The sequence below is a fragment of the Paraburkholderia sp. HD33-4 genome, assembly GCF_021390635.1.
GTDB lineage: Bacteria > Pseudomonadota > Gammaproteobacteria > Burkholderiales > Burkholderiaceae > Paraburkholderia.
In genome coordinates this window covers 3,095,020-3,112,529 of record NZ_JAJEJS010000001.1, presented here as the reverse complement: position 1 = coordinate 3,112,529, position 17,510 = coordinate 3,095,020, and the positions used below count along the sequence as shown (strand labels likewise).

17 protein-coding genes are annotated in these 17,510 nt (G+C 61.2%); all 17 read left to right on the top strand.

The window, feature by feature from the left end; all coding sequences use genetic code 11:
- Positions 1-5: 5 nt before the first annotated feature.
- Positions 6-1,259 carry an NADH-quinone oxidoreductase subunit D gene (locus tag L0U84_RS13765; RefSeq protein ID WP_062126294.1) on the top strand — a complete coding sequence of 418 codons (1,254 nt, stop codon included), beginning with the start codon at positions 6-8 and terminating at the stop codon, positions 1,257-1,259.
- A 133-nt stretch (positions 1,260-1,392) separates the two neighbouring features.
- On the top strand, positions 1,393-1,878 hold the full coding sequence (gene nuoE, locus L0U84_RS13760; protein WP_013088938.1) for an NADH-quinone oxidoreductase subunit NuoE: 486 nt from the start codon (positions 1,393-1,395) through the stop codon (positions 1,876-1,878).
- The gene (nuoF, locus tag L0U84_RS13755) at positions 1,875-3,203 is read left to right on the top strand and encodes an NADH-quinone oxidoreductase subunit NuoF (protein ID WP_233850547.1); all 1,329 of its coding nucleotides are present in this window, start codon (positions 1,875-1,877) and stop codon (positions 3,201-3,203) included. The genes nuoE and nuoF overlap by 4 nt, the downstream gene beginning before the upstream one ends.
- Positions 3,204-3,331: 128 nt before the next feature.
- Entirely contained in the window at positions 3,332-5,665 is a 2,334-nt protein-coding gene (gene nuoG / locus L0U84_RS13750) for an NADH-quinone oxidoreductase subunit NuoG (RefSeq protein ID WP_233850545.1), read from the top strand.
- Positions 5,666-6,730, top strand: a complete 1,065-nt coding sequence (gene nuoH / locus L0U84_RS13745; protein ID WP_233850543.1) for an NADH-quinone oxidoreductase subunit NuoH — start codon at positions 5,666-5,668, stop codon at positions 6,728-6,730.
- 15 nt (positions 6,731-6,745) lie between these two features.
- Positions 6,746-7,234, top strand: a complete 489-nt coding sequence (nuoI, locus tag L0U84_RS13740) for an NADH-quinone oxidoreductase subunit NuoI (protein WP_013088942.1) — start codon at positions 6,746-6,748, stop codon at positions 7,232-7,234.
- Positions 7,235-7,428: 194 nt separating this feature from the next.
- The gene (locus L0U84_RS13735; protein WP_129959663.1) at positions 7,429-8,121 is read left to right on the top strand and encodes an NADH-quinone oxidoreductase subunit J; all 693 of its coding nucleotides are present in this window, start codon (positions 7,429-7,431) and stop codon (positions 8,119-8,121) included.
- Positions 8,122-8,141: 20 nt separating this feature from the next.
- Entirely contained in the window at positions 8,142-8,447 is a 306-nt protein-coding gene (gene nuoK, locus L0U84_RS13730; RefSeq protein ID WP_006052894.1) for an NADH-quinone oxidoreductase subunit NuoK, read from the top strand.
- 17 nt (positions 8,448-8,464) lie between these two features.
- Positions 8,465-10,531, top strand: a complete 2,067-nt coding sequence (nuoL, locus tag L0U84_RS13725) for an NADH-quinone oxidoreductase subunit L (RefSeq protein WP_233850541.1) — start codon at positions 8,465-8,467, stop codon at positions 10,529-10,531.
- A gap of 14 nt (positions 10,532-10,545) precedes the next feature.
- The gene (locus tag L0U84_RS13720) at positions 10,546-12,036 is read left to right on the top strand and encodes an NADH-quinone oxidoreductase subunit M (RefSeq protein ID WP_129959671.1); all 1,491 of its coding nucleotides are present in this window, start codon (positions 10,546-10,548) and stop codon (positions 12,034-12,036) included.
- A gap of 24 nt (positions 12,037-12,060) precedes the next feature.
- On the top strand, positions 12,061-13,533 hold the full coding sequence (gene nuoN / locus L0U84_RS13715; protein ID WP_233850539.1) for an NADH-quinone oxidoreductase subunit NuoN: 1,473 nt from the start codon (positions 12,061-12,063) through the stop codon (positions 13,531-13,533).
- Complete coding sequence (locus L0U84_RS13710) at positions 13,533-13,829, top strand: DUF2818 family protein (RefSeq protein ID WP_013088947.1); 297 nt, start codon at positions 13,533-13,535, stop codon at positions 13,827-13,829. Before nuoN ends, L0U84_RS13710 begins: the two co-directional genes overlap by 1 nt.
- Positions 13,830-13,872: 43 nt before the next feature.
- Positions 13,873-14,463: an NUDIX domain-containing protein gene (locus tag L0U84_RS13705; protein WP_233850537.1), complete on the top strand. Its 591-nt coding sequence runs from the start codon at positions 13,873-13,875 to the stop codon at positions 14,461-14,463.
- A gap of 316 nt (positions 14,464-14,779) precedes the next feature.
- Complete coding sequence (locus tag L0U84_RS13700; protein ID WP_233850535.1) at positions 14,780-15,025, top strand: hypothetical protein; 246 nt, start codon at positions 14,780-14,782, stop codon at positions 15,023-15,025.
- Between the two features lie 63 nt (positions 15,026-15,088).
- A complete protein-coding gene (locus tag L0U84_RS13695; protein ID WP_233850533.1) occupies positions 15,089-15,613 on the top strand; it encodes a helix-turn-helix transcriptional regulator in 525 nt (174 codons plus the stop codon).
- Between the two features lie 216 nt (positions 15,614-15,829).
- Positions 15,830-16,255, top strand: coding sequence for a DUF1178 family protein (locus L0U84_RS13690; protein ID WP_233850531.1), 426 nt, complete (start codon positions 15,830-15,832; stop codon positions 16,253-16,255).
- Positions 16,256-16,306: 51 nt separating this feature from the next.
- Positions 16,307-17,503 carry an acyl-CoA dehydrogenase family protein gene (locus L0U84_RS13685; protein WP_233850529.1) on the top strand — a complete coding sequence of 399 codons (1,197 nt, stop codon included), beginning with the start codon at positions 16,307-16,309 and terminating at the stop codon, positions 17,501-17,503.
- Positions 17,504-17,510 lie beyond the last annotated feature (7 nt).

Genomic DNA, 17,510 nt, shown 5'->3' with positions numbered 1-17,510 from the left:
ACGTCATGGCAGAGATCAAGAACTACACGCTCAACTTTGGTCCGCAGCACCCGGCAGCGCACGGTGTGCTGCGTCTCGTGCTCGAACTCGACGGCGAAGTGATCCAACGCGCCGATCCGCACATCGGTCTGCTGCATCGCGCGACTGAGAAGCTCGCCGAAAGCAAGACGTTCATCCAGTCTGTGCCATACATGGACCGTCTCGACTACGTGTCGATGATGGTCAATGAGCACGGCTACGTGCTCGCCATCGAGAAGTTGCTCGGCATCGACGTGCCGCTGCGCGCGCAATACATTCGCGTCCTGTTCGACGAAGTCACGCGCGTGTTGAATCACCTGATGTGGATCGGCGCGCACGCGCTCGACGTCGGTGCGATGGCGGTGTTCCTGTACGCGTTCCGCGAGCGCGAAGACCTGATGGACGTGTACGAAGCGGTGTCGGGCGCGCGCATGCACGCGGCTTACTATCGTCCGGGCGGCGTCTATCGCGATCTGCCTGACGCAATGCCGCAATATAAGGCGTCGAAGATCCGCAATGCGAAGGCGTTGTCGAAGATGAACGAGAACCGTCAGGGTTCGTTGCTCGACTTCATCGACGACTTCTTCACGCGCTTCCCGAAGTGCGTCGACGAATACGAAACGCTGCTCACCGACAACCGGATCTGGAAGCAGCGTCTGGTCGGCATCGGCGTGGTCAGCCCGGAGCGCGCGTTGCAGCTCGGCATGACCGGTGCGATGCTGCGTGGCTCGGGCATCGAGTGGGACCTGCGCAAGAAGCAGCCGTATGAAGTTTATGACAAGCTCGATTTCGACATTCCGGTCGGCGTCAACGGCGACTGCTACGACCGTTATCTGGTGCGCGTCGAGGAAATGCGTCAGTCCACGCGTATCGCGAAACAGTGCATTGAGTGGTTGCGTAAAAATCCGGGCCCGGTGATGACGGACAATCACAAGGTTGCGCCGCCGTCGCGCGTCGGCATGAAGTCAAACATGGAAGATCTGATCCATCACTTCAAGCTGTTCACCGAAGGCTTCCATGTTCCGGAAGGCGAGGCGTACGCCGCAGTCGAACATCCGAAGGGCGAGTTCGGCATCTATCTGATCTCGGACGGCGCCAACAAGCCGTATCGTCTGAAGATCCGCGCGCCGGGCTATGCGCACCTGTCCTCGCTCGACGAAATGGCGCGCGGCCACATGATCGCCGACGCCGTGACGATCATCGGTACGCAGGACATCGTGTTCGGCGAAGTGGATCGCTAGGACGTATTCATCGACGCGCGTCTGCGGTCGTCGCATCGCCACGCGCGTCAAGCAAAGGAACGCCGGGTCTGTCGCAGTATGACGTGAGCGACAGGTTTTCGTTCGGTAGGAATTGAAAGAGTCGTGTCTGAAAATGATCTCAGCTGAAGGCCTGAAAGAAATCGATCGTGCGGTCGCAAAGTACCCCGCCGATCAGAAACAGTCCGCCGTGATGTCGGCATTGGCTACTGCCCAAACGGAGCATGGCTGGCTGTCGCCCGAACTCATGCAGTTCGTCGCGGATTATCTCGGCATGCCGGCAATCGCCGTGCAGGAGGTAGCGACCTTCTACACGATGTATGAGACTTCGCCGGTCGGTAAGTTCAAGATCACGCTCTGCACGAACCTGCCGTGCCAGCTCGGCCCGGACGGCGGTTCCGAAAGCGCCGCTGAATACCTGAAGCAGAAGCTCGGCATCGACTTCGGCGAAACCACGCCCGATGGCAAATTCACGCTGAAAGAGGGTGAGTGCATGGGTTCGTGCGGCGACGCGCCGGTGATGCTGGTGAACAACCAACGCATGTGCAGCTTCATGAGCCGCGAGAAGATCGACCAGCTGCTCGAGGAACTTTCGAAATGACGTCTTTACACGATCGTCACATCAAACCGCTGATTCTCGCCGGCCTGAACGGCGACAACTGGCATCTCGAAGATTACGTGGCGCGCGGCGGTTACGCCCAGCTGCGCCGCATCCTGGAAGAAAAGATCGCGCCCGAGCAGGTGATCGCCGACGTCAAAGCGTCGGGGCTGCGCGGTCGTGGCGGCGCGGGCTTCCCGACCGGTCTGAAGTGGAGCTTCATGCCGCGTCAGTTCCCGGGCCAGAAGTATCTCGTCTGCAATTCGGACGAAGGCGAGCCTGGTACGTTCAAGGACCGCGACATTCTTCGCTTCAATCCGCATTCGCTGATCGAAGGTATGGCGATCGGTGCGTACGCGATGGGCATCACGGTCGGCTATAACTATATTCACGGCGAAATCTGGGAAGTCTATAAGCGCTTCGAAGAAGCGTTGGAAGAAGCTCGCCGCGCCGGATTCCTCGGCGACAACATCATGGGCTCGGGCTTCTCGTTCCAGCTGCATGCGCATCATGGTTACGGCGCCTACATCTGTGGCGAAGAGACCGCGCTGCTCGAATCGATCGAGGGCAAGAAGGGGCAGCCGCGCTTCAAACCGCCATTCCCGGCGAGCTTTGGCGTGTACGGCAAGCCCACCACGATCAACAACACCGAAACGTTCGCGGCGGTGCCGTTTCTGCTCGCCATCGGCCCGCAGAATTACCTTGAAATCGGCAAGCCGAACAACGGCGGCACGAAGATCTTCTCGGTGTCGGGCGACGTCGAGCGTCCGGGCAATTACGAAATTCCACTCGGCACGCCGTTCGCGACGCTGATGGAACTCGCCGGCGGCATGCGCGGTGGCAGGAAGATCAAGGCCGTGATTCCCGGCGGTTCGTCGGCGCCGGTGATTCCGGGCGACATGATGATGCAGACCGACATGGATTACGACTCGATCGCGAAGGCCGGCTCGATGCTTGGCTCGGGCGCGGTGATCGTGATGGACGAGACGCGCTGCATGGTGCGCTCGCTGCTGCGCCTGTCGTACTTCTACTATGAAGAGTCGTGCGGTCAGTGCACGCCTTGCCGCGAAGGCACGGGCTGGCTGTATCGCGTCGTGCACCGTATCGAGCATGGTCTCGGCCGCCAGGAAGATCTGGATCTGCTGAACTCCGTCGCGGAAAACATCATGGGCCGCACGATCTGCGCTCTCGGCGACGCGGCAGCCATGCCGGTTCGGGGCATGCTCAAGCACTACTGGGACGAATTCGAATATCACGTCGCCCACAAGCATTGCCTCGTCGGCGGTCATGCCGGCACGGCGGCGGCGCCCGAAACAGTGGCAGCCTGAGTCGGGCCGACAGGTTTGGCTGACGAATAACTACCAGACGAACACCTCAACCGCAGGATTCATCGCCCGAAGCGGGCGATGAGCAGGCGAACGATTGAGCGGTAACAGGTTAAGGAAGATTGACCATCATGGTTGAACTGGAAATAGACGGCAAGAAAGTCGAGGTGCCTGAAGGCAGCATGGTGATCCAGGCTGCGCATAAGGTCGACACCTACATTCCTCACTTCTGCTATCACAAGAAGCTGTCGATTGCGGCCAATTGCCGGATGTGTCTGGTCGATGTCGAAAAGATGCCGAAGGCCGTGCCCGCGTGCGCGACGCCGGTGTCGCCCGGCATGATCGTGCGCACCAAGTCGGACAAGGCGGTGAAGGGCCAGCAAGCCGTGATGGAATTCCTGCTGATCAACCATCCGCTCGATTGCCCGATCTGCGACCAGGGCGGCGAATGCCAATTGCAGGATCTGGCGGTTGGTTACGGCAAGTCGTCGTCGCGCTATAGCGAAGAAAAGCGCGTGGTGTTCCACAAGAATGTTGGCCCGCTGATCTCGATGGAAGAGATGTCGCGCTGCATTCACTGCACGCGTTGCGTTCGCTTCGGCCAGGAAATCGCCGGCGTGATGGAGCTCGGCATGCTGGGCCGCGGCGAGCACTCGGAAATCACCTCGTTCGTCGGCAAGACGGTTGACTCCGAGCTGTCGGGCAACATGATCGACCTGTGCCCGGTCGGCGCGCTCACGAGCAAGCCGTTCCGTTACAGCGCCCGCACGTGGGAGCTGTCGCGCCGCAAGTCGGTGAGCCCGCACGATTCCGTCGGCGCGAACCTCATCGTGCAGGTGAAGAACAATCGCGTGATGCGCGTTCTGCCGTTCGAAAACGAAGCGATCAACGAGTGCTGGATTTCGGACAAGGACCGCTTCTCGTATGAAGGCCTCAACAGCCCCGAGCGTCTGACCAAACCGATGCTCAAGCAGGGCGGCCAGTGGGTCGAAACCGACTGGCAGACCGCGCTCGACTACGTGGTCAAGGGTCTGAACGGCATCCAGGGCGACCACGGCGCGAACGCGCTGGCGGCGCTGTCGAGCGCGCATAGCACGGTCGAAGAGCTGTTCCTGCTGAAGCAGATCGCGCAGGCGGTCGGCACGCCAAACGTCGACTTCCGTCTGCGTCAGTCGGATTTCTCGGCGCCCGTTACCGGCGCGCCGTGGCTCGGCGGCACGATCGCCGATCTGTCGAACGTCGATGCGGCGCTCGTGATCGGCTCGGATCTGCGCCGCGATCATCCGCTGTTCGCCGCGCGTCTGCGCCAGGTCGCACGCGGCGGTTCGGCGCTCACGCTGATCCAGGCCACCAACGACGACGCGATGATCCCGCAGGCGCAACGCGTGGTAGCGGCACCGTCGGCATGGCTCGACACGCTCGCGGGCATCGCCGGCGCGGTGGGTGAAGCGAAGGGCGTCGCGCTGCCGGAAGCATTCGCCGGCACACAGCCGACCGACGCGCAAAAGCAGATCGCGAAATCGCTGGGCAACGGCGCACAGCGCATCGTGCTGCTCGGCAACGAAGCGGTGCGTCACCCGGACTTCGCAGCGATCCATGCCGCGGCGCAATGGATTGCCGAGACGACCGGCGCGACGCTCGGTTTCCTGACCGAAGCGGCCAACACGGTTGGCGCGCACCTCGTGAATGCGCTGCCGGGCGAAGGCGGTCTGAACGCGCGCGAAGTGTTCGAGCAGCCGCGCAAGGGCTACCTGCTGTTGAACCTCGAACCGGAATTCGACACGGCCAATCCGGCGCAGGCACTTGCCGCGCTGAAGCAGGCCGAAATGGTCGTCGTGATGTCGCCGTTCCAGACGGGCGCCGAGTATGCCGACGTGCTGCTGCCGATCGCACCGTTCACGGAAACCGGCGGTGCGTTCGTCAACGCGGAAGGCACGGTGCAGGCGTTCAACGGCGTCGTGCGTCCGCTCGGCGATACGCGTCCGGCCTGGAAGGTGTTGCGCGTGCTGGGCAGCCTGCTCGGTGCGCCGGGCTTCGAATACGACACGGTCGAAGAAGTGCGCGCTGCTGCGCTCGGCGACGGCGAGCTGGGTTCGCGTCTGTCGAACCGCACCGGCGTCGCGGTGACGCGCGGCAACGCTGTCAAGGCCACGGAAGGTAAGTTCGAGCGTCTCGCGAACGTACCGATCTATCATGCCGATGCGCTCGTGCGTCGCGCGGACTCGCTGCATCTGACCGCGGCGGCCCGTACGGCGAACTCGGTCGGCCTGCCGGCTGCGCTGTTCGACAAGCTGGGTTTGAAAGAGGGCGACGCGGTGCGCGTTCGTCAGGGCGAGCAAGCGGTGCAGTTGCCGGCCGTGCGCGACGCGAATCTTGCGGAGACGGTCGTCCGCGTGTCGGCGGCTACGCCTGCCGGTGCAGCGCTGGGCAGCCTGTTCGGTGAACTGGTGGTGGAGAAGGCGTAAATGAGCTTGTTCGATACGATCAACTCGGGCGGCGCCCAGCTTCTCGGTGTGGCATGGCCCACGGTGTGGGCGCTCGTGCGCATCCTGGTGGTGGCCGTCGTGATCCTGCTGTGCGTCGCTTACCTGATCCTGTGGGAGCGTAAGCTGATCGGCTGGATGCACGTGCGTCTCGGTCCGAACCGCGTCGGCCCCGCCGGGCTCTTGCAGCCGATCGCCGACGTGCTGAAGCTGCTGCTCAAGGAAGTCATCCAGCCCGCCCAGGCGAGCCGTTGGATTTACCTCATCGCGCCGATCATGGTGGTCGTGCCGGCGTTCGCGGTGTGGGCGGTGATCCCGTTCCAGGCGGGCGCGGTGCTCGGCGACATCAACGCCGGTCTGCTGTACGCGATGGCTATCTCGTCGATCGGTGTGTACGGTGTGATTCTGGCCGGCTGGGCGTCGAACTCGAAGTACGCGTTCCTCGGCGCGATGCGCGCCGCCGCGCAGATGGTCTCGTACGAAATCTCGATGGGCTTCGCGCTCGTGGTCGTGCTGATGACGGCCGGCACGCTGAATCTGTCGGGCATCGTCGGCTCGCAGGAGCAGGGCTTCTTCGCCTCGCACGGCCTGAACTTCCTGTCGTGGAACTGGCTGCCGCTGCTGCCGATGTTCGTCGTGTACTTCATCTCGGGCATCGCCGAAACGAACCGCCATCCGTTCGACGTGGTGGAAGGTGAGTCGGAAATCGTCGCGGGTCACATGATCGATTACTCGGGTATGGCGTTCGCGCTGTTCTTCCTCGCCGAGTACATCAACATGATCGTGATCTCGGCATTGGCTGCAACACTGTTCCTTGGGGGCTGGAGCGCTCCGTTCGGGTTCCTGTCGTTCATCCCGGGCATCTTCTGGCTCGTCCTCAAGGTTTTCCTGCTGTTGTCGGTGTTCATCTGGGCGCGTGCCACATTCCCGCGCTACCGCTATGACCAGATCATGCGTCTGGGCTGGAAGGTGTTCATTCCGGTCTGCGTGGTGTGGCTCGTCGTGGTCGGCTTCTGGATCATGTCGCCGTTGAACATCTGGAAATAAAGGGCGGACGAACCTATGACCGCAATCCAAAACTTCTTCAAGACTTTCTTCCTCACGGAACTGCTGAAAGGCCTCGCGCTGACCGGACGCTACACGTTCCAGCGCAAGGTCACCGTGCAGTTCCCGGAAGAGAAGACCCCGATCTCGCCGCGTTTCCGCGGTCTGCATGCGCTGCGCCGGTATGAAAACGGCGAAGAGCGCTGCATCGCGTGCAAGCTGTGCGAGGCAGTGTGCCCGGCGCTCGCGATCACGATCGAATCGGAAACGCGCGCGGACAACACGCGCCGCACGACGCGCTACGACATCGACCTGACCAAGTGCATCTTCTGCGGTTTCTGCGAAGAGAGCTGCCCGGTCGACTCGATCGTCGAGACGCACATTCTCGAGTATCACGGCGAGAAGCGCGGCGACCTGTACTTCACGAAGGAAATGCTGCTGGCCGTTGGCGACCGCTACGAAGCACAAATCGCCGCGAACAAGGCAGCCGACGCACCGTATCGTTGAAGCGCGCTTTCCCGCTGATGCAGTAGTTGCGGCAGTAAAAGCAGTAACACGGCCTGCTGTCGGGCCGATCGCCGCGGCCTGAACGCCGCGGCACGGCGCACCTGTGTGGCGGCTCTGGCGGTTTCGTCCGCTTTTGCCAGCCACGCGTGCCAAAGAACAATGCCTGACGATGGCCTAACGATGAACCGGTAATCATGGAATTCACGACCGTACTGTTCTACATCTTCGCGCTGCTCCTGGTGCTTTCAGGACTGAAGGTGATCACCTCGCGCAACCCGGTGGCGTCCGCACTGTTTCTGGTGCTGGCGTTCTTCAACGCAGCCGCGATCTGGATGCTGCTCGAAGCTGAGTTCCTCGCGATCCTGCTGGTGCTGGTCTACGTCGGCGCGGTGATGGTGCTGTTCCTGTTCGTCGTGATGATGCTGGACATCAATCTCGACGTGCTGCGCAAGGACTTCAAACGCTTCGTGCCGATGGCCTCGGCGGTAGGCGCGATCATCGTGGTCGAAACCGCGCTGATCCTGTGGCACGGCTACGGCGCGACCACCACGGCGCTACACGATACGGCCGCGGCCGCCGCCGGCATGGGCGACTGGTCGAATACGCGCCTGATCGGCAAGGTCATCTACACCGACTATATCTTCGCGTTCGAAATCGCCGGCCTGATTCTGCTGGTCGCCATCATCGCTGCGATCGCGCTGACCACGAGTCACAAGAAGGACAGCAAGCGTCAGAACGTCAGTGCGCAGGTCAAGGTGCGAGCTCAGGACCGCGTGCGCGTCGTGAAGATGCCGTCAGAGAAAACCGCGGCGACCATCGCGGCGGAAGAAGCGGCTGCCGCGGCAGCCGCAGCAGCAGCCGACTCGGCAGCAGCCAAGAACAGCTGAGCGGACAGGAGATAGAAATCATGTTGACCCTTGCCCATTACCTTGTCCTCGGCGCGATCCTGTTTGCGATCAGCATCGTCGGCATTTTCCTGAACCGCCGTAACGTCATCATCATCCTGATGGCGATCGAACTGATGCTGCTTGCGGTGAACACCAATTTTGTCGCGTTCTCGCACTACCTGGGCGACGTGCACGGCCAGATTTTCGTCTTCTTCGTGTTGACGGTTGCGGCAGCCGAAGCGGCGATCGGTCTCGCAATTCTGGTGACCCTGTTCCGTAGTCTCGACACGATCAATGTCGAGGATCTCGATCAGCTCAAAGGTTAATTTCAGGAAAAGCGGTTATGTCCACGATACTCAATGAAAACCTGCTGTTGGCAATTCCGCTGGCGCCGCTCGCCGGTTCCCTGGTTGCAGGGCTGTTCGGCAAGGCGATAGGGCGGGCGGGTGCGCATTCGGTCACGATCCTCGGCGTCGCGATTTCGTTCATCCTGTCGGTCATGGTGTTCTTTCAGGTGATGGACGGCGCGAGCTTCAACGCGACCATTTATCAATGGATGTCGATCGGCAAGACGCAGCTCGAAGTCGGTTTCCTGGTCGACTCGCTGACCGCGATGATGATCTGCGTGGTCAACTTCGTGTCGCTGATGGTGCACATCTACACGATCGGCTACATGGCCGACGACGACGGCTACCAGCGCTTCTTCTCGTACATCTCGCTGTTCACGTTTTCGATGTTGATGCTCGTGATGAGCAACAACTTCCTGCAGCTGTTCTTCGGCTGGGAAGCGGTGGGTCTCGTTTCGTACCTGCTGATCGGCTTCTACTTCAAGCGTGAGAGCGCGATCTACGCGAACATGAAGGCGTTCATCGTGAACCGCGTCGGCGACTTCGGTTTCCTGCTCGGCATCGGTTTGCTGTTCGCGTTTGCCGGTTCGATGAACTACGGCGAAGTCTTCGCGAAGCGTACCGAACTCGCTGCGCTCAGCTTCCCGGGTACCGACTGGGGCCTGCTGACGGTGGCCTGCATTTGCCTGTTCATCGGCGCGATGGGTAAGTCGGCGCAGTTCCCGCTGCACGTGTGGCTGCCGGACTCGATGGAAGGCCCGACGCCGATCTCGGCGCTGATTCACGCGGCGACCATGGTGACGGCCGGTATCTTCATGGTCACGCGCATGTCGCCGCTGTTCGAACTGTCGGATACGGCGCTGTCGTTCGTCATGGTCATCGGTGCGATTACCGCGCTGTTCATGGGTTTCCTCGGGATCGTGCAGAACGACATCAAGCGTGTGGTGGCTTATTCCACGCTGTCGCAGCTCGGTTACATGACGGTCGCGCTCGGCGCGTCGGCTTATTCGGTCGCCGTGTTCCACCTGATGACGCACGCGTTCTTCAAGGCGCTGCTGTTCCTCGGCGCGGGTTCTGTGATCATCGGCATGCACCACGATCAGGACATGCGCAACATGGGCGGCCTGCGCAAGTACATGCCGATCACGTGGATCACGTCGCTGATCGGTTCACTCGCACTGATCGGCACGCCGTTCTTCTCGGGTTTCTACTCGAAAGACTCGATCATCGACGCGGTGAAGCTGTCGCATCTGCCGGGTTCGGGTTTCGCTTACTTCGCGGTGGTCGCAAGCGTGTTCGTGACCGCGCTGTATTCGTTCCGTATGTATTTCATGGTGTTCCACGGCGAAGAGCGCTTCCGCGGTCCCAAGCACCCGGAATCGCCGATGGGCGCCGAAGCCGCGTCGCATGGACATAATGCTCACGGCCACGACGACCATGGTCATGGTCACGACGACCACGCTCACGAGCCGCACGAAACACCGTGGGTCGTATGGGTGCCGCTGGTGCTGCTGGCGATTCCGTCGATCGTGATCGGCGCGATCGGCGTCGGCCCGATGCTGTTCGGCGACTTCTTCCAGCACGGCGTCGCGTTCGACAAGGTGATCTACATCAGCGAGAACCATCCGGCGCTGCATGAGATGGCCGAAGAATTCCAGGGCTGGGCGTCGATGGGTCTGCACTCGGTGTCGGGCCTGCCGGTGTGGCTCGCGCTCGCAGGCGTAGTAGTCGCATGGTTCCTGTATCTGGTCCGTCCGGATCTGCCTGCTGTCGTCAAGCGTGCATTCGGTCCGATCTACACGTTGCTCGATAACAAGTACTACATGGACAAGATCAACGAAGTCGTGTTTGCGCGGGGCGCGGTGGCCATTGGCCGGGGACTGTGGAAGGAAGGCGACGTGGTCGTGATCGACGGCATCGTCAACGGCAGCGCACGCTTTATCGGCTGGTTCGCTAGCGTGATCCGCTTCCTCCAATCCGGCTACATCTATCACTACGCGTTCGCCATGATCATCGGCATGCTGGGGCTCCTGACCCTGTTTGTAACGCTCGGCGGCAAATAAGGCGAGGGACACTCATGCACGCTTATCCGATTCTCAGCATCGCGATCTGGTTGCCGATCCTCTTCGGTCTGCTGGTCCTCGCGATCGGCAACGACGAGAACCCAGCCCCCGCGCGCTGGATTTCGCTGATCGGCTCGGTCCTGAGCTTCCTCGTCACGCTGCCGCTGATCACCAGCTTCGATTCGAGCACCGCCGACCTGCAGTTCGTCGAGCACGCGAGCTGGATCGAGCGCTTCCACATCGCGTACCACCTCGGCGTGGACGGCATTTCGATGTGGTTCGTCGTGTTGACCGCGTTGATCACGGTGATCGTCGTGATCGCCGGGTGGGAAGTGATCACGAAGAACGTCGGCCAGTACTTCGCGGCGTTCCTGATCCTGTCGGGCATCATGGTCGGCGTGTTCAGCGCGGCCGACGGCATGCTGTTCTACGTGTTCTTCGAAGCGACGCTGATCCCGATGTACATCATCATCGGCGTGTGGGGCGGGGCGAACCGCGTGTACGCGGCATTCAAGTTCTTCCTGTACACGCTGGCTGGCTCGCTGCTGATGCTGGTTGCGCTGATCTATCTGTACAACGAGACCGGTTCGTTCGACATCGCCACGTGGCAGCACGCCCAAATCGCGATGACGCCGCAGGTGCTGCTGTTTATCGCGTTCTTCCTGGCCTTTGCGGTGAAGGTGCCGATGTGGCCGGTGCACACGTGGTTGCCGGACGCGCACGTGGAAGCGCCGACCGGCGGCTCGGTCGTGCTGGCCGCCATCATGCTGAAGCTCGGCGCGTACGGTTTCCTGCGCTTCTCGCTGCCCGTCACGCCTGATGCGAGCCATTTCCTCGCACCGGTCGTCATTACGCTGTCGCTGATCGCGGTGATCTATATCGGTCTCGTCGCGATGGTGCAGGCTGACATGAAAAAGCTGGTCGCGTATTCGTCGATCGCGCACATGGGCTTCGTCACCCTCGGCTTCTTCATCTTCAATCAGCTCGGCGCGGAAGGCGCGATCGTGCAGATGATTTCGCACGGCTTCGTGTCGGGCGCAATGTTCCTTTGCATCGGCGTGCTGTACGACCGCATGCACTCGCGTCAGATCGCCGATTACGGTGGCGTCGTCAACGTGATGCCGAAGTTCGCGGCGTTCGTGATGCTGTTTGCGATGGCGAATTGCGGCTTGCCGGGCACTTCCGGTTTCGTCGGCGAATTCATGGTGATTCTGGCCTCCGTCCAGTACAACTTCTGGATCGCGAGTGGCGCGGCAGTCACGCTGATTCTCGGCGCGGCCTACACGCTGTGGATGTACAAGCGCGTCTACTTCGGCGCGGTAGCGAACGACCACGTGAAGAGCCTGCTCGACATCAGCCGTCGCGAATTTTTCATGCTGGCAGTGCTCGCCGCACTGACGCTGTTCATGGGCCTGTACCCGAAGCCCTTTACCGATGTGATGCACGTATCCGTGGAAAACCTCCTCTCCCACGTTGCTCAATCGAAGCTGCCGTTGTCTCAGTAACGACGAGCGGAGGAATTTAAGACCATGCAAAACGCCCCTATGACTGCTCTGTTGCCCGACGCACTGGTGATGTTCGCCGTTGTGATCGCGTGGCTCAACGACACGTTCGTCGGCCAGGAGGGTCGCCGTACCACGTATTTCATCGCGTTCTTCTCGACGCTCGTCGCCGGGATCTGGTTCGCGGTCAATGCGTTCGACCCGCAAGTGCATTACTTCTTCGATCACATGTATGTGGTCGATCCGTTCGCCAACGTGATGAAGGCGGTGGTGTCGCTCGGCTATGCGGTGACCATCGTTTATTCGCGTCGCTACCTGGAAGACCGTAGCCTGTTCCGCGGCGACTTCTTCCTGCTCGGCATGTTCTCGCTGCTCGGCCAGATCGTGATGATCTCGGGCAACAACTTCCTGACGCTGTACCTCGGTCTGGAGCTGATGTCGCTGTCGCTGTACGCGGTGATCGCGCTGCGTCGCGAAGTTGCTTCGTCGAACGAAGCGGCGATGAAGTACTACGTGCTCGGCGCGCTGGCTTCCGGTTTCCTGCTGTACGGCGTGTCGATGCTGTATGGCGCGACCGGCTCGCTCGACCTGAACGAAGTGTTCAAGGCGATCAGCACCAGCCACTACGATCCGACCGTGCTGCTGTTCGGCGTGATCTTCATCGTGGCCGGCGTGGCGTTCAAGATGGGTGCGGTACCGTTCCATATGTGGGTGCCTGACGTGTACCAGGGCGCACCAACGGCGATGACGCTCATCGTCGGCGGCGGGCCGAAGGTCGCGGCATTCGCATGGGGTCTGCGTTTCCTCGTGATGGGCCTGCTGCCGCTCGCGGTGGAATGGCAGCAGATGCTGGTGATTCTGGCGGCCCTGTCGCTGATCGTCGGCAACATTACCGGTATCGTGCAGCGCAACGTCAAGCGGATGCTTGCGTATTCGGCGATCTCGAACATGGGCTTCGTGCTGCTCGGTCTGCTCGCCGGCGTGGTCGACCAGAAGACCACGGGCGCCGCGAGCGCGTACGGCTCGGCGATGTTCTACAGCATCATCTACCTGATCACGACGCTCGGCACCTTCGGCGTCATCATGCTGCTCGCGCGCCGCGACTTCGAAGCGGACACGCTGGAGGACTTCAAGGGCCTCAACCAGCGCAGCCCGGTGTTCGCGTTCGTGATGATGATCATGATGTTCTCGCTCGCGGGTATTCCGCCGGCAGTCGGCTTCTATGCGAAGCTCGCCGTGCTGCAAGCGACGATGAACGCCGGCCTGACCTGGCTCACCGTGCTCGCCGTGATCACGTCGCTGTTCGGCGCGTTCTACTATCTGCGTATCGTCAAGCTGATGTACTTCGACGAGCCGCAAGACAAGTCGCCGATCCTGGCGGACACGAGCACACGCGCGTTGCTCGCGTTGAACGGCGTCGCCGTGCTGGTGCTCGGTATCGTGCCGGATCCGCTGTTGCGCGCCTGCCTGCAGGCGATCCAGCACACGCTGCTGCTCTGATGTCCGCTGCAGGCTGGTTTATCGTGCTGTTGGCGCTGGTCGGCGCCAACTTGCCGTTCCTGAATCAGCGCCTCTTCGCCGCCGTGCCGCTGAAGGCGGCGAAGAAAAGCGCCTGGCTCCGGATTGCCGAATTGATCGTGCTGTATTTCGTGGTCGGCACGCTGGGCTTTCTGCTGGAAGCGCGCGCGGGAAACCGTTTCGAGCAGGGCTGGCAGTTCTACGCGATCACGTTCGCGCTGTTCGTGGTGTTCGCTTTTCCCGGCTTTACCTTCCAATATCTCGTCAAACGCCGCTGACGGCGTCCCGCCGTCGCGCGCCTGGCTGTTCCGAGGTCCGTACATGGCTGAACTCCCCAATCACGACGCCGCGCTCACTGAAACTTGTATCGACAGCAAGACGGTCCACCAAGGGCCGTTCATGACAGTCAAATACGATACGGTTCGACTGCCGGACGGCAAACATGCGACGCGCGAGTACGTTCAACATCCGGGTGCCGTGATGGTGATCCCCATGTTCGATGACGGTCGCGTGCTGCTCGAAAGTCAGTATCGGTATCCGATGGGCAAGGTGATGGTCGAATATCCGGCCGGCAAGCTCGACCCGAACGAGGGCGCGCTGGCCTGCGCGGTGCGGGAACTGCGCGAAGAAACCGGCTATACCGCGCGCGAGTACGTGTACCTGACCCGGATTCACCCGATCATTTCTTACTCGACCGAATTCATCGATATCTATCTCGCGCGAGGCTTGACCGCTGGCGAGCGCATGCTCGACGACGGCGAGTTTCTCGAACTGTTCACGGCAACCGTGGAGCAGGTGTCCGAGTGGGTACGCACTGGCAAGATCACCGATGTGAAGACGATCATTGGTACCTTCTGGCTCGAGAAAGTGCTGTCGGGTACGTGGCCGACGCAGACGCCCGAAACGGTATAGGTTCACTTCTGCCTGATCGCTGATCCAGCTGATCCGCGTTGCGGTTTAACGAAGCCCCTGTTGGTCGATGACCGGCAGGGGCTTTGTTATTGGGTTCGCGGCTTCTTACTGACTCGAAAAAATAGACCATTTCCTATGCCATCTGGCTGGCTCGTCTCGGCGGCGGCGGCCGGCTAGTATGGACCTCTCGGTTACCGGGTTCGTCGTCGATTTTGTTTTGGATAACTGACCTTGGTCATCGGAGTGATCTGATTTCCGGTCAAGATAGGGTTGTCAGTTGACAACCCTATCTTGACCAACTACATTGGAGGTGTCGATGGTTCGAGGAAGGCACACGAAGAAAGAGATCGAGGCCGCATTGGTGTACGCGGAGCAGCATGGCTGGCGCGTTCAGGACGGCGGAAGAGGTCATGCGTGGGGAAAGATCTTTTGCCCGTACAAAGACGCCGAATGCCGTTGCGGAGAGTTCTGTATATCGAGCGTCTGGAGTAGCCCGAGGAATCCCAGCAATCACGCCAGACACTTGCGGCGGATCGTCGGCAACTGCGCGGCACGGCGCTAGTGGGTTGGTGGGTAGCAAACAGCAATCGCAATAACCTGGGCTCAACAAAGACAGGAGTAACGTATGGAATATGTGTTCACGTTGAAATACCGCCTCGCCGCGGAAGATTGCGATGCAGACGCAATCGTCGAACGGTTGGGCGAAGCGGGGTGCGACGATGCCACGATCGGCGTCGGGCAGCCGGGGCGCCTCGGGCTGCTTTTTACCCGCGAAGGCCCCAATGCATTCGAGGCTGTCACCAGCGCGCTCAAGGACGTGAAACGCACTGTGCCGTCCGCGCAACTGGTCGAGGCAGGACCTGACTTCGTGGGGCTGACCGACGTCGCGGAAATGGCCGGCGTGTCCCGCCAAAACATGCGCAAGCTGATGCTGAACAACGCCATCGACTTCCCGCCGCCGGTCCACGAAGGCAGTGCGTCGGTGTGGCATCTTGCCGACGTGCTTGAATGGCTGACGGCGCGCGGCGGGTATGAGATCGAGATCGGTGTGGCGGATGTCGCAAAGCTGGCGAAGCAGATCAATCTGACGAAGGAGGCCCGTCAGATTGAACCGCGGGTGAGTCGTCAACTCGGCAATCTCGTGGCGTAGCAATGCGCCGCAAGCGGGCTGGAGAACGGAGCAAATGCGGCACCGATTACCGGCCGGTCCGCCTTCGGCAGCACATGCCGTAAAGCGTTAAAATCGCCCACCTACGTTGCATTCCCTTGCAGCATCTGGCGGCTGGGCGACGGCCCTAAAGTTTTACGAACGATCGTTCACAAATTTCCATTTTGCGCTAAACTGGCACGCAAGCCCTGATTCCACATGAAGGTCCTCGATTTACAGTGTCCGCATGGCCATCGGTTCGAAGGCTGGTTCGCTTCGGCTGATGACTTCGAGTCGCAGCAGTCCCGCAAGCTCGTCGAATGTCCGATCTGCGGTGCGAACGAGGTGAGCCGTTTGCCGTCGGCACCGCGTCTGAATCTGTCGGGCGCGACCGACTCAAAGCTGCCGGCGGGCGCGGAGCAAGTGCAGGCGCACATGATGCGAGCGCTGCGCGAGGTACTGGAGAAGACTGAGAACGTGGGCGACCGCTTCGCCGAGGAAGCGCGGCGCATTCACTACAACGAAGCGCCCGCGCGCAGCATTCGCGGTGTCACGACACCTGAGGATGCGCGTGCCTTGGTCGAGGAAGGCATCGAAGTGATGCCGCTGCCGGTCCCGGCTGCGCTGAAGGAACCACTGCAGTAGCGCGGTGGCTCCAGGCGGCCGGGTGGTGGTGGCGGCCAGGAGACACTACGCATGAATCTGGACTATTCCCCCGCTGAAGACGCGTTCCGCGCCGACATCCGCACCTGGCTCGAAGCGAATTTGCCTCACGAGCTGAGCGACAAGGTTCTCAATCACAAACGTCTTTCCCGCGAAGACTTCGCAAGCTGGCACAGGCTGCTTGGCACACGAGGCTGGTCGGTGGTCGCGTGGCCGCGCGAATACGGCGGCCCCGGCTGGGACGCGACGCAACGACATATCTGGGAAGAAGAGTGCGCGCGTATCGGCGCACCTTCCGTCTTGCCTTTCGGTGTGTCGATGGTCGCGCCGGTGCTGATGAAGTACGGCAACGAGGCGCAGAAGCGCCACTATCTACCGCGTATTCTCGACGGCACGGACTGGTGGTGTCAGGGCTATTCGGAACCAGGGTCGGGTTCCGACCTTGCGTCGCTGCGCACCCGCGCCGAGCGCGTCGGCGATCATTACGTGGTCAACGGTCAGAAGACCTGGACCACGCTCGGCCAGCACGCCGACATGATGTTCTGCCTCGTGCGCACCGACGGCGGCGCCAAAAAGCAGGAGGGTATCTCGTTCCTGCTGATCGATATGAAAACGCCGGGCATTACGGTGCGCCCGATCATCACGCTCGACGAAGATCATGAAGTCAACGAAGTGTTCTTCGAGGACGTCAAAGTGCCGGTCGACAACCTGGTCGGCGAAGAAAATCGCGGCTGGACGTATGCGAAGTATCTGCTCGGGCACGAGCGTACCGGCATTGCACGAGTCGGTGGGTCGAAGCGCGAACTGGCGTTTCTCAAGCGTGTTGCGCTGAATCAGAAAAAGAACGGCAAGCCGCTGCTGCACGATCCGGTGTTTGCGGCGAAGGTCGCGAGTCTCGAGATCGAGTTGATGGCCCTCGAAGTCACCGTGCAACGTGTGGTGGCCAACGAGGCGGGCGGTCGCGGCCCGGGCCCGGAAGCGTCGATGCTGAAGATCAAGGGCACGGAAGTGCAGCAGGGACTCACCGAACTGATGTTCGAGGCGATCGGCCCGCTTGCCGCGCCGTTCGACGTGCCGTTCCTCGAAGGCGAACGCGAGCACAGTCTGGCCGGCGCCGACGATGCCGCGCCGCTTGCCGCGTACTACTTCAACTTCCGCAAGACGTCGATTTATGGCGGCTCGAACGAAATTCAAAAGAACATCATCGCGCAGATGATTCTCGGACTTTGAGGAGCGG

Coding starts and splice junctions, on each gene's coding strand:
- nuoE (WP_013088938.1), top strand. CDS start 1,393: ATGATCTCAGCTGAAGGCCTGAAAGAAATCGATCGTGCGGTCGCAAAG.
- nuoL (WP_233850541.1), top strand. CDS start 8,465: ATGTCCACGATACTCAATGAAAACCTGCTGTTGGCAATTCCGCTGGCG.
- L0U84_RS13690 (WP_233850531.1), top strand. CDS start 15,830: ATGAAGGTCCTCGATTTACAGTGTCCGCATGGCCATCGGTTCGAAGGC.
- nuoH (WP_233850543.1), top strand. CDS start 5,666: ATGAGCTTGTTCGATACGATCAACTCGGGCGGCGCCCAGCTTCTCGGT.
- L0U84_RS13735 (WP_129959663.1), top strand. CDS start 7,429: ATGGAATTCACGACCGTACTGTTCTACATCTTCGCGCTGCTCCTGGTG.
- L0U84_RS13765 (WP_062126294.1), top strand. CDS start 6: ATGGCAGAGATCAAGAACTACACGCTCAACTTTGGTCCGCAGCACCCG.
- nuoI (WP_013088942.1), top strand. CDS start 6,746: ATGACCGCAATCCAAAACTTCTTCAAGACTTTCTTCCTCACGGAACTG.
- L0U84_RS13705 (WP_233850537.1), top strand. CDS start 13,873: ATGGCTGAACTCCCCAATCACGACGCCGCGCTCACTGAAACTTGTATC.
- nuoF (WP_233850547.1), top strand. CDS start 1,875: ATGACGTCTTTACACGATCGTCACATCAAACCGCTGATTCTCGCCGGC.
- L0U84_RS13700 (WP_233850535.1), top strand. CDS start 14,780: ATGGTTCGAGGAAGGCACACGAAGAAAGAGATCGAGGCCGCATTGGTG.
- nuoK (WP_006052894.1), top strand. CDS start 8,142: ATGTTGACCCTTGCCCATTACCTTGTCCTCGGCGCGATCCTGTTTGCG.
- L0U84_RS13685 (WP_233850529.1), top strand. CDS start 16,307: ATGAATCTGGACTATTCCCCCGCTGAAGACGCGTTCCGCGCCGACATC.
- L0U84_RS13720 (WP_129959671.1), top strand. CDS start 10,546: ATGCACGCTTATCCGATTCTCAGCATCGCGATCTGGTTGCCGATCCTC.
- nuoN (WP_233850539.1), top strand. CDS start 12,061: ATGCAAAACGCCCCTATGACTGCTCTGTTGCCCGACGCACTGGTGATG.
- L0U84_RS13695 (WP_233850533.1), top strand. CDS start 15,089: ATGGAATATGTGTTCACGTTGAAATACCGCCTCGCCGCGGAAGATTGC.
- L0U84_RS13710 (WP_013088947.1), top strand. CDS start 13,533: ATGTCCGCTGCAGGCTGGTTTATCGTGCTGTTGGCGCTGGTCGGCGCC.
- nuoG (WP_233850545.1), top strand. CDS start 3,332: ATGGTTGAACTGGAAATAGACGGCAAGAAAGTCGAGGTGCCTGAAGGC.